The sequence below is a fragment of the Streptomyces sp. NPDC090798 genome, assembly GCF_044768965.1.
Classification (GTDB): domain Bacteria; phylum Actinomycetota; class Actinomycetes; order Streptomycetales; family Streptomycetaceae; genus Streptomyces.
Window position 1 is genome coordinate 289,410 of the sequence record NZ_JBIVXA010000010.1, and the last position, 11,561, is coordinate 300,970.

Genomic DNA, 11,561 nt, shown 5'->3' on the forward strand with positions numbered 1-11,561 from the left:
GCTCACAGTTTCCCGCCGCGTTTGCCGTCCCGCCGGGCGGGCGCGATGAGGGTGGAGAGGTACGGCAGCGGCTCGCCGTCGAGGTCGGCGGCGGGCCGGATGGACTCGCCCTCAAGACCGAGCGCGGACCCCCACACGGCGTCGTCGAGCCGCCCCGTCACCCGCAGCGCCTCCACGACCTCGTGCGCCTGCCGCCCGAACTTGTACGCGACGACGGTCCCGGGCCCGTTGAGGGCGTCCTTGAGCACGGCGGCCCCGGCGGTCACCGGCACGAGGGTGAGCGGCTCGGTCCCTTCCGTGAGCACGGCCCCGGACCGAGCCGCCAGATCCTGCATGGCGGTGATGCCGGGCACGGTTTCGACGACCGTGCCGGGCACCAGCTCCTCGATGGTCTGCGCGAGATAGGTGAAGGTCGAGTACACGTTCGGATCACCGATGGTCGCGAAGGCGACGGACGCGTGCCGCCGGAGCAGCTCCGCGACCCGCGCGCCGGCGGCGTCCCAGGCGGCCTCGCGCCGCCCCCGGTCGGTCCGCTCGTTCAGCGCGAACACGACGCGGACGACCTTCTCCTCGGGCACGTAGTGCAGGACGGTGGCCTCCGCGCGCCCCCGCTCCCCTCCGTCCCTTCCATCAGGCGCGGCCATCACCGGCACGACCACGACCTCGGCGGCACGCAGCGCGTTGACGCCCTTGACGGTCACCAGCTCCGGGTCACCGGGGCCGACCCCGATTCCGATCAGCTTGCTGCTCATGACGTCCGGCACCTCTCCACGAACCGACGGGCGACACCGGGCTGCGACGCCCAGTGCGTGTGCAGATAACTCGCGTGCACACCTTGTTGTACGAAACCTTCGACGCGCCGCTGAGGGGCGCGCACCCCCCAGGCGGGAGCCGCCCCGGCGCCCGGCTCGACGACGGTCCGGTGGAACTCGTGCCCCCGCAGCCGCGTCCCGGCGACGGCGAGCACGCTGTCGCTCACGGCCACGGCGTCCCGATAGCCCAGGGTGAGCCGCTCACTCATCCGGGCCGAGACGTCGAGCACCCCGCACATGGGCTGCCCGTCGAGCTCGCGCGAGAGATACAGCAGCCCGGCACACTCGGCGGCGACGGGCGCCCCGCTCAACGCCAGCTCGGCCACGGCCTTGCGCAACGGCTCGTTGGCGGACAGCTCGGGCGCGTACACCTCCGGGAACCCACCACCGATGACCAACCCGCTGGTCCCGTCCGGAAGTTGCTCGTTCCGAAGAGGGTCAAAGGTGACGACTTCGGCTCCCGCGGCGGTCAGCAACTCGGCATGCTCGGCGTAGGAGAAGGTGAAGGCGGCCCCTCCGGCGACAGCGATTCGGGGCGCCACACGCAGCCCGGTACCGCGTTCCTTCATCCCGGCCGGGGTCTGATCTTTCAGCCCGTCCGGCGTTTGAGGACGAGGCCGTTCAGGCCGATGAGGGGGGTCTGGGGGCGCAGCCCCCAGGGTCGGGACGGGAAGGGGCGGCGGGGGCGAGGAACCAACAGCCTCAGCCGCATCCCAAGCCGCACCCGCCAACTCACCCGCACCACGCGCCAATGCGAACAACGCATCCAGATCACACCCGCGCCGCACCTGCTCGGCCATCGCCCCCACGGCATCCAAGGCATCCGCGCGCCGCTCGGCAACCGGCACCAACCCCAGATGCCGAGAAGGCGTGTCCACCTGCGGAGCGCGCCGCAAGGCGCCGAGCACCGGCACCCCGGACGCGTCGAGAGCCTCCCGCAGCATCGACTCGTGCCGCTCGGACCCCACCTTGTTGAGAATCACCCCGGAAACCCGCACCTCGGGATCCCAGGAAGCGAACCCGTGCACGAGCGCGGCCACGGACCGGGACTGCGACGACGCGTCGACGACCAGCACCACCGGCGCCCGCAGCAACTTCGCCACCTGCGCCGTGGACGCGAGCTCACCCTCCCCGGCGGCCCCGTCGTACAGCCCCATCACACCTTCGACGATCGCGAGACCGCACCCGCGCGCCCCGTGCGCGAACAACGGCGCGATCAACTCCGTACCGCACAGATACGCGTCGAGATTCCGCCCCACGCGCCCGGTGGCGAGCGCGTGGTACCCGGGGTCGATGTAGTCGGGCCCCACCTTGTGCGGGGACACGGCGAGCCCCCGTGCGGCGAAGGCCGCCATCAACCCCGTGGCAACGGTGGTCTTGCCGCTCCCGGAAGAGGGCGCGGCGATGACCAGCCGAGGGACGGAAATCACCACTCGATGCCCCTCTGGCCCTTCTGGCCGGCGTCCATCGGATGCTTGACCTTGGACATGTCCGTCACGAGATCCGCGAACTCGACGAGCTTCTCGGGAGCGTTGCGCCCGGTGATCACGACATGCTGGGTCCCGGGCCGGTCCCGCAGCACGGCGACGACCTCGTCGACGTCCACCCATCCCCAGTGCATGGGGTAGGCGAACTCGTCCAGCACATACAGCTTGTACGTCTCGGCGGCGAGGTCCCGCTTGACCTGCTCCCAGCCCTCGCGGGCCTTCTCCTCGTTGTCCATCTGGGAGTCGCGCTGCACCCACGACCACCCTTCGCCCATCTTGTGCCAGTCGACGGACCCGCCCTCGCCACAGGCGCCGAGCACGCGCAGCGCGTTCTCCTCCCCGACCTTCCACTTCGCCGACTTGACGAACTGGAACACCCCGATGGGCCACCCCTGGTTCCAGGCGCGCAGCGCCAGCCCGAAGGCGGCGGTGGACTTGCCCTTCCCGATCCCCGTGTGCACCACGACCAGCGGCCGGTTGCGGCGCTGACGCGTCGTCAGTCCGTCCTCCGGTACGACACTCGGCTGCCCCTGCGGCATTACGCGGCCCTCCTCGAAGTCCCCTGCACATCGCGCACGAGTCCGGCGATCGCGTCGGCCCGCAACTCGTCCAACGTCACCGCCGTGCCGCCCAGTTCACCCGCGAGCCGCCCCGCGAGCCCGAGCCGCACGGGCCCCGTCTCGCAGTCGACGACCACGGAGGCGACCGAGTCGGCCGCGAACAGCCGCGCCGCACGTTCGGCGAGCGCGACGGGCTCGAGGCCGCCGGTGGCCCGCCCGTCGGTCACCACGACGACCAGCGGCCGTCGGGCGGCGTCCCGCAGCCGCTCGACCCGCAGCACGTCGTGCGCGCGCAGCAGCCCCGCCGCGAGCGGCGTCCGCCCGCCCGTGGGCAGCGACTCAAGACGGGCGGCGGCCGCGTCCACGGAGGAGGTGGGCGGCAGCGCCACATCGGCCGAGGACCCCCGGAAGGTCACGAGCCCCACCTTGTCCCGCCGCTGGTACGCGTCGAGCAGCAGCGACATCACCGCGCCCTTGACGGCGCTCATCCGCTGCCGTGCCGCCATCGACCCGGAGGCGTCCACCACGAACAGCACGAGGTTGCCCTCACGCCCCTCCCGGGTGGCCTGGCGCAGATCGTCCCGCCGTACGACGAGACCGCGCCCCGACCGCCCCCGCGCCCGCTGATGGGGCGCCGCCGCCTGCACGGTCGCCGCCAGGTGCAGCTTGGTGAGCGCCCCCTGGGGCCGCCGCGACCCGGTGGTCCGCCCGTGCTCGGTCCGCGCCCGCGAACGCCGCCCGGCCGCGCCCTCGCCGAGCCCCGGCACGCTCAGCACCTTCGTGCGAAAGGGTTCGGCGGCGCGTACGGGGGACTGCTCGCCGGCGCCCTGTGCGGCCGGCGCCTGCCCGTCGTCCGAGGGCTCGCCCTGCGCCGGGACGTCACCGGCGGGGGAGCCGTCGTCCGGCCCGTCCTGGGGCGGCTGCCCGCCCCCACCGGGCCCGTCCGGATCCGGATCCGGATCGTCGTCGGAAGGACCTTCGTCGGAAGTACCCTCGTCCGATCCCCCGAACTCCTCCAGCGTCTCGTCGAGCTTGTCCTCGTCGAGCCCCGGCGCGTCGAAGGGATTGCGCCGCCGCCGGTGCGGCAGCGCGAGCAGCGCGGCCTGGCGTACGTCCTCCGCCAGCACCTCGGTCCGTCCCGCCCACGCGGCGAGCGCGGTCGCGGTCCGTGCCATGACGATGTCGGCCCGCATGCCGTCCACCTCGAAGGCCGCGCAGGTCGCCGCGATCTGCCGCAGCGCCGGGTCCCCGAGCCGCACGGACGGCAACAGCTGCCGCGCCGCCACGATCCGGGCCCGTACGGCGGACTCCTCGTCGGCCCAGCGCGCCGCGAAGCCCGTCGGATCGTCGTCGTAGGCGAGCCTGCGCCGCACGACCTCCACCCGCTGATCGGGCTCCCGTGAGGCGGCCACCTCGACGGTGAGCCCGAACCGGTCGAGCAGCTGCGGCCGCAGCTCGCCCTCTTCGGGGTTCATGGTCCCCACGAGCAGGAAGCGGGCCGCATGCCGTACGGAGACGCCCTCGCGCTCGACGTACGAGGCGCCCATGGCGGCGGCGTCCAGCAGCAGGTCGACCAGGTGGTCGTGGAGGAGGTTGACCTCGTCGACGTACAGGATCCCGCGGTGCGCGTCGGCCAGCAGTCCCGGCTCGAAGGCCTTCACGCCCTCCGCGAGCGCCCGCTCGATGTCGAGCGCGCCCACGAGCCGGTCCTCGGAGGCGCCGACGGGCAGCTCGACCATGCGGGCCGGCCGGGTCTCGAAGGCGCCCGGCTCGTGCGGACCGTCGGGACAGGCCGGATCGGGGCCGGCCGGATCGCACGAGAACCGGCACCCGGAGACGACGTCCACCCCCGGCATGAGCGCCGAGAGGGCGCGTACGGCCGTGGACTTGGCCGTGCCCTTCTCACCGCGGACGAGCACACCGCCCACGGCGGGCGACACGGCGTTCAGCAGCAGCGCGAGCCGCAGGTCGTCCTGGCCGACCACGGCCGTGAACGGGAACGGGGTACTCACTGGTCGTCGCCCTCCAAGTCGCCTTCGAGCTCCAGATAGGTGGCGCGCAGCCGCTCCAGCGTGTCCGCGTCCGGCTCGGCCCACAGCCCCCGGTCGGCGGCCTCGAGCAGCCGTTCCGTGATGCCGCGCAGCGCCCACGGGTTGGACTTCTTCATGAAGTCCCGGTTCTCCGCGTCGAAGACGTACTCCGCGCTGAGCTTCTCGTACATCCAGTCGTCCACGACCCCGGCCGTGGCGTCGTAGCCGAAGAGGTAGTCGACGGTCGCCGCCATCTCGAAGGCGCCCTTGTAGCCGTGCCGTCGCATGGCCGCCATCCAGCGCGGGTTGACGACCCGGGCGCGGAAGACGCGATGGGTCTCCTCGCCCAGCGTGCGGGTCTTCACCTGGTCGGGTACGGCCGAGTCGCCGACGTACGCCTCCGGGCTCGCGCCCGTCAGGTGCCGGACCATCGCGACCATGCCGCCGTGGTACTGGAAGTAGTCGTCGGCGTCGACGAGGTCGTGCTCACGGGTGTCGACGTTCTTCGCGGCGACGGCGATGCGCCGGAAGGCGATCTCCATGTCCCCGCGCGCCGCCCGCCCGTCGAGCCCGCGCCCGTAGGCGTAGCCGCCCCACACCGCGTACACCTCGGCGAGGTCGGCGTCGGAGCGCCAGTTGCGGGCGTCGATCAGGGGGAGGAGACCGGCGCCGTACGCGCCCGGCTTGGAGCCGAAGATACGGGAGGTGGCGCGGCGCCGGTCGCCGTGCTCGGCGGTGTCCTCGTCGGCGTGCGCGCGGACGTAGTTGCGGTCGGCGGGCTCGTCCAGCTCGGCCACCGCGCGCACCGCGTCGTCGATCAGGCCCACGACGTGCGGGAACGCGTCCCGGAAGAAGCCGGAGATGCGGACCGTGACGTCGATGCGCGGCCGGCCCAGCTCCTCCAGGGCCACCACGTCGAAACCGGTCACGCGGCGCGAGGCGTCGTCCCAGACCGGGCGGCAGCCGAGCAGCGCGAGGATCTCGGCGATGTCGTCGCCCTGGGTGCGCATCGCGGACGTGCCCCAGACCGTCAGACCGACGGACTTCGGGTACTCGCCCGTGTCCTGCAGATACCGCTGCACCAGGGAGTCGGCGAGCGACTGCCCGACCTCCCAACTCAGCCTGGAGGGGATCGCCTTGGGGTCGACGGAGTAGAAGTTGCGGCCGGTCGGCAGGACGTTCACCAGCCCGCGGGTCGGTGAACCCGACGGGCCCGCGGGGACGTAACCGCCGTCCAGGGCGCGCAGGATGTGGGTGATCTCGTCCGTCGTCCGGGCCAGGCGCGGCACGACCTCACGGCAGGCGAACTCCAGCACCGCGACGGCGTCGGGGAGTTCGACGCCCAGCACCTCCCGTACGAGAGCGGTGCTCTGCGACGTCACCCAGCCGCGCTCCTCCATGCCCTCCGCGATCCGGCGGCACAGCTGCTCCAGCAGGTCGATGGCGTCGGCCCCGGTCCGCGCGGGACCCTCGACGAGGTCCGTCAGCTCCACCGGCACCTTCACCGGCGCGCCCGGCTCGGCGAGCAGTTCCTTCTCGACCAGGCCGAAGTACTCCGCGAGGCAGGCCCGCAGACCCGGCAGCGCGTTCGCGGCGCCGCCCCACACCTGGGAGGCGCGCAGCACGGCCAGTACGAGGTTGACGCGCGGCTCGGCCTCCGGACCGCCGCCGAGGATATGCAGTCCGTCGCGGATCTGCACGTCCTTGATCTCGCACAGATAGCCGTCGATGTGCATCACGAACTCGTCGAACGCCGCGTCGTCCGGCTGGTCCTCCACATGCAGGTCGTGGTGGAGTTCGGCCGCCTTGACCAGCGTCCAGATCTGCGCGCGGACGGCCGGGGCCTTCGTCGGGTCCAGGTCGGACACCAGCGCGTACTCGTCGAGCAGCTGCTCCAGCTTCGCGAGGTCGCCGTAGGTGTCCGCGCGGGCCATCGGCGGTACGAGGTGGTCGACGACCGTGGCGTGGCCGCGCCGCTTGGCCTGGGTGCCCTCGCCGGGGTCGTTGACGATGAAGGGGTAGATGAGCGGGAGTTCACCGAGGACGGCGTCCGGCGCGCAGCCGCCGCTGAGCCCGAGGCCCTTGCCCGGCAGCCACTCCATCGTGCCGTGCTTGCCCATGTGCACGATCGCGTCCGCGCCGAACGAGTTCTCCAACCACCGGTAGGCCGCCATGTAGTGGTGCGACGGCGGCATGTCCGGGTCGTGGTAGATCGCGATCGGGTTCTCGCCGAAGCCGCGCGGCGGCTGGATCATCACGACGACGTTCCCGAACTGGAGGGACGCCAGGACGATGTCGTCGCCGTCGACGTAGAGGGAACCGGGCGGCTCGCCCCACGCGTCCAGCATGCCTCGCTTGAGATCAGGGTCCAGCTTGTCGAACCAGGCCCGGTAGTCGGCCAGCGGCACCCGCGCGGGCGCGGCGGCCAGCTGCTCCTCCGTGAGCCACTCGACGTCGTGGCCACCGGCGTTGATGAGCCGGTGGATCAACTCGTCGCCGTTGTCGGGGTGCCCTTCGACGACGTACCCGGCGTCCCGCAGCGCGTCGAGCACGCGTACCGCCGAGGCGGGCGTGTCCAGGCCGACCGCGTTGCCGACCCGCGAGTGCTTGGTCGGGTAGGCGGTGAAGACGAGCGCCAGCTTCTTGTCCGCGTTCGGTTTGTGCTTCAGCCGGGCGTGCCGTACGGCGATTCCGGCGACGCGCGCGGCCCGCTCGGGGTCGGCGACATAGACCGGCACCTCGTCGGGCCCCTGCTCCTTGAAGGAGAAGGGGACGGTGATCAGGCGGCCGTCGAACTCGGGGATCGCGACCTGCATCGCCGCGTCCATGGGGGAGAGGGCGGCGTCCGACGCGTCCCAGGCACTCCGGGACGAGGTCAGGCAGAGCCCTTGCAGCACGGGGACGTTCAGATCGGCGAGCGCGCCGATGTCCCAGGCCTCCTCGTCGCCGCCCGCGGACGCTTCAGAGGCGTGCGTGCCGCCCGCCGCGAGCACGGTGGCGACCAGCGTGTCCGCCTTGCCGAGGATCTCGTACAGGCCCGCGTCCGCGCCGCGCAGCGAACCGCAGTACACGGCCAGCGCGTTGGCGCCGCGCGCCTCGATCGCGTCGCACAGCGTGTCCACGAACGCGGTGTTGCCGGACAGCTGGTGGGCCCGGTAGAAGAGCACGCCGACGGTCGGGCGGCCCTCGACGAACGCGCGCTCGCCGTGGACGCCGTACTCCGGCATCTTCCGCGGCTCCTCGAAGCCCTCACCCGTCAGCAGCACGGTGTCGGAGAGGAACCTGGCCAGTTCGGTGAGGTTGTCCGGGCCGCCCTCGACCAGGTAGCGCAGCGCCTCGGCGACGACACCGGCGGGCACCGACGACTCCGCCATCAGCTCCGCGTCGGGCACGGACTCCCCGCCGAGCAGCACGGTGGGGATGCCCGAGGCCTTCAGCTTGCGCAGGCCCTCCTCCCAGGCGCGCTTGCCGCCCAGGAGTCGTACGACGGCGATGTCCGCGCCCTCGACGAGGGACGGCAGTTCGCCCTCGACATCCACCCGGGTCGGGTTGCCGATCCGGTACGGGGCGCCGGAGGCACGTGCCGCCAGCAGATCGGTGTCGGCGGTCGACAACAACAACACTGTGCTCATGCGGGCGCTCCCGGTGGAATGAAAGGCAGTCCTTGCGGCGCGCCCGACTCGATGAGCCGCCACAGCGCGTCCGTGTCCGCGTGTTCCTCGATCAGATCGCCGAGCCGGTCGAGCTGCTGCTCGCGCAGCGCCGCGAACGACGTGTCGGCGGCCGGCACGAAACGACGGCCCGCGGCGGCCGCCACCTCGCGCAGGAAGGCGCGCCGGAAGCCGTCCGACTCCAGCGAGCCGTGCCAGTGCGTGCCCCAGACGGCGCCGACCCGGCAGCCGTCCAAGAACGGCTCACCGCCCGTCACATCGGCGACACCGTGATGGATCTCGTAGCCCTCGACATGCTCGCCGAGCGCCTCCCCGACGGGCCGGGTCAGGGTCTTCTCGCGTGCGAACCGCACCCGGACGGGCAGGAGTCCGAGCCCGTCGACCTGACCTGCGCGCGACTCGACCTCGTCCTCGATGTGCTCGCCGAGGACCTGGAAACCGCCGCAGATGCCCAGCACGGGCCGCCCCTCGGCGGCCCTGCGCCGGATGGCGTCCGCGACTCCGCGCTCGCGCAGCCACTCCAGCGCCTTCACCGTCCCCCGGGTCCCGGGGACGACGACGAGGTCGGCGTCGGCCAGCTCCTCGGCCCGGTCCACGAACCGCACGACGACACCCGGCTCGGCGGCCAGCGCGTCCACGTCCGTGAAGTTGGACATCAGCGGGATCGCGCAGACGGCGACGCGCAGCACGTCCTCGCCGACGGGGGAGGTCACCTGGGACTCCCGGACCGCTCCCCGCAACGACACCCGCAGCCCGTCCTCCTCGTCGATGCCGAGGCCGTGCTGGAAGGGCAGCACGCCGTACGTGCGCCGCCCGGTCAGGCCGTGGAGCATGTCGAGCCCCGGCTCCAGCAGGGAGACGTCCCCCCTGAACTTGTTGACGAGGAACCCGGCGACGAACTCCTGGTCCTCCCGCGACAGCAGCGCGACCGTCCCGAAGAACGAGGCGAACACACCCCCGCGGTCGATGTCGCCGACGACGAGCACGGGAAGCCGCGCATTGCGCGCGATCCCCATGTTCACGATGTCGGTCCGCCGCAGATTGATCTCGGCAGGACTGCCGGCCCCCTCACAGATCACCGCGTCATACGTGCCCCGCAACTCGGCGAGGCAGTCCAGCACGGTGGTGAGGAGGGCCTGCTGCCGCCCGCCGTGATAGCCGCGTGCGGTCATCTCGCCCACGGGCCTGCCCATGAGGACGACCTGACTGCTTCGGTCGCTGCCCGGCTTGAGCAGCACGGGGTTCATGAGCGCGGTCGGCTCCACCCGGGCGGCCTGCGCCTGCATGGCCTGCGCGCGCCCGATCTCGGCGCCCTCGCGCGTCACGAACGAGTTCAGGGACATGTTCTGCGCCTTGAAGGGCGCGACCTTCACACCGTGGCGCACCAGCCACCGGCAGATCCCGGCGGTCACGACGCTCTTGCCCGCGTCGGAGGTGGTTCCGGCGACGAGCAGCCCGCCGCTCATGACGTACGCCCCTTCCTGAGAAGCCTCTGTACGAGCAGCCGGCCGCCGGCACTCACGCCGAGGGCGAGCCAGCCGACACGCCGTGACAGCCGTACGGCCCGTTCGATGTCGTCGACGTGCACGGCGCGCCCGGCGCCGTTGAGTTCGGGCCGGTGCTCGACGCGCCCGGCGTAGGAGAGGGTGCCGCCCAGGCGCACCCCGAGGGCCCCCGCGAACGAGGCCTCCACGGGCCCGGCGTTGGGGCTCGGATGCTTGACGGCGTCGGCGCGCCAGGCCCGTACGGCCCCGCGCGGACTGTCACCCGCGAGGGCGGCGAGCACGGCGGTGAGACGAGCCCCCGGCCACCCGGCGATGTCGTCGAGCCGAGCCGAGGCCCACCCGTACCGCCGGTACCTGGGCGACCTGTGACCGACCATGGCGTCAAGGGTGTTGACGGCCCGAAAGCCCACGAGCCCCGGGACTCCGCCCACGGCCCCCCACACCAGGGCGCCCACCACGGCGTCGGAGGTGTTCTCGGCGACGGACTCGACGACGGCGCGCGCGACGCCGTCGGCGCCGAGGGCCTGGGGATCGCGCCCGCACAGATGCGGCAGCCGCTCCCGGGCCGTCTCGATCTCCCCGTCCGCGAGGGCGTCACCGATCGCCCGGGCCTCCCGCCCGAGCGTGGTGCCCCCGACGACGGCCCAGGTGGCGGCGGCCGTCAGCGCGACGGACGCGGCACGTGAGGGGCGTACGGCACGGGAGGCGACGGCGGCGAGTCCGGCGGCACCTCCCACACACACGGCGGTGTGCAGCGCGCCCCACCCGCGGTGGTCCCGCCACAGCACCCGCTCCACGGCTGCCGCGCTCCGCCCGAACGCGGCGACCGGATGCCCCCGGCGAGGATCGCCGAGCAGCAGGTCACCGAGGAGGCCGGCGGCGGCGCCGTACGCGAAGACGCGATCGGCACGCACGGGGTCAGCCGACCGTCAGGTCGGGTGGAACCGTCGCTCGCAGGGCACTTGGGCAGCCGCGCATGGCGTTATGTCCTCACTCAGGGTGTCCACGCCCTGGTTCGACGAGACCGGCGGTGAGAGTTCCTGGCTCCCGGGGAGTTCCTTCCCCGGTCACAGTGGCGGGACCGCGCCGGATTCACACCGGCTTCCTCTTCTGTCGCCGTACTTGGCTCCGGCAGTCCACCACGGGTTGGAAGACCCGTCAACTTGCCGTTGACCTGCGCGGGGAGAGTGTGCGAAGGCCCACATACAGGTGGGGTGCGGGACGGTGATCCGTCCCGCACCCCACCTGAAGTGGTGCCCGTTTTGGGTTACTTGCCGACGATCAGGAAGATGCCGTACGCCACCGCCGCGGCGCACGCCGCGAAGCAGACGTACGCGCCGGTGACCGCGAGGGTCGCGGAGCCGCCTTGGGCGGACGCGGACTCGCGCTTGGAGAGGCCGACGATGCCGAGGGTGAAGAGGCCGACGAGGCCGACGGTGGTCACGAGGCTGACTCCGAAGACGGAGCCGAGGGCTGCCCAGTCGATGTGCATGCTG

At 72.5% G+C, this 11,561-nt stretch carries 8 protein-coding genes and 1 riboswitch; all 8 genes read right to left on the reverse strand.

Features of this window, described 5'->3' with window-relative positions; all coding sequences use genetic code 11:
• Positions 1-2 precede the first annotated feature (2 nt).
• Positions 3-752 (reverse strand): precorrin-2 C(20)-methyltransferase, encoded by a 750-nt coding sequence (gene cobI, locus ACIQTP_RS23425; RefSeq protein WP_403402556.1) that lies wholly within the window; start codon positions 750-752, stop codon positions 3-5.
• Positions 749-2,245: a cobyrinate a,c-diamide synthase gene (locus ACIQTP_RS23430; RefSeq protein ID WP_403402559.1), complete on the reverse strand. Its 1,497-nt coding sequence runs from the start codon at positions 2,243-2,245 to the stop codon at positions 749-751. Before ACIQTP_RS23430 ends, cobI begins: the two co-directional genes overlap by 4 nt.
• Positions 2,239-2,838 carry a cob(I)yrinic acid a,c-diamide adenosyltransferase gene (gene cobO / locus ACIQTP_RS23435; protein WP_099940688.1) on the reverse strand — a complete coding sequence of 200 codons (600 nt, stop codon included), beginning with the start codon at positions 2,836-2,838 and terminating at the stop codon, positions 2,239-2,241. Before cobO ends, ACIQTP_RS23430 begins: the two co-directional genes overlap by 7 nt.
• Complete coding sequence (locus ACIQTP_RS23440; protein WP_403402563.1) at positions 2,838-4,871, reverse strand: putative cobaltochelatase; 2,034 nt, start codon at positions 4,869-4,871, stop codon at positions 2,838-2,840. Before ACIQTP_RS23440 ends, cobO begins: the two co-directional genes overlap by 1 nt.
• Positions 4,868-8,521, reverse strand: a complete 3,654-nt coding sequence (gene cobN, locus ACIQTP_RS23445) for a cobaltochelatase subunit CobN (RefSeq protein WP_403402565.1) — start codon at positions 8,519-8,521, stop codon at positions 4,868-4,870. The genes ACIQTP_RS23440 and cobN overlap by 4 nt, the downstream gene beginning before the upstream one ends.
• Positions 8,518-10,026: a cobyric acid synthase gene (locus ACIQTP_RS23450; protein WP_403402568.1), complete on the reverse strand. Its 1,509-nt coding sequence runs from the start codon at positions 10,024-10,026 to the stop codon at positions 8,518-8,520. The genes cobN and ACIQTP_RS23450 overlap by 4 nt, the downstream gene beginning before the upstream one ends.
• Positions 10,023-10,979 (reverse strand): cobalamin biosynthesis protein, encoded by a 957-nt coding sequence (locus ACIQTP_RS23455; RefSeq protein ID WP_403402571.1) that lies wholly within the window; start codon positions 10,977-10,979, stop codon positions 10,023-10,025. Before ACIQTP_RS23455 ends, ACIQTP_RS23450 begins: the two co-directional genes overlap by 4 nt.
• 99 nt (positions 10,980-11,078) lie before the next feature.
• A riboswitch (cobalamin riboswitch) is annotated at positions 11,079-11,222 on the reverse strand.
• Positions 11,223-11,332: 110 nt separating this feature from the next.
• Positions 11,333-11,557, reverse strand: coding sequence for a hypothetical protein (locus ACIQTP_RS23460; RefSeq protein WP_054232266.1), 225 nt, complete (start codon positions 11,555-11,557; stop codon positions 11,333-11,335).
• Between the last annotated feature and the right edge of the window lie 4 nt (positions 11,558-11,561).

Bases quoted from the DNA above. Each gene is read 5' to 3' on its own strand.
- ACIQTP_RS23460 (WP_054232266.1), bottom strand. From the start codon at position 11,557: ATGCACATCGACTGGGCAGCCCTCGGCTCCGTCTTCGGAGTCAGCCTC.
- cobN (WP_403402565.1), bottom strand. From the start codon at position 8,521: ATGAGCACAGTGTTGTTGTTGTCGACCGCCGACACCGATCTGCTGGCG.
- cobI (WP_403402556.1), bottom strand. From the start codon at position 752: ATGAGCAGCAAGCTGATCGGAATCGGGGTCGGCCCCGGTGACCCGGAG.
- cobO (WP_099940688.1), bottom strand. From the start codon at position 2,838: ATGCCGCAGGGGCAGCCGAGTGTCGTACCGGAGGACGGACTGACGACG.
- ACIQTP_RS23450 (WP_403402568.1), bottom strand. From the start codon at position 10,026: ATGAGCGGCGGGCTGCTCGTCGCCGGAACCACCTCCGACGCGGGCAAG.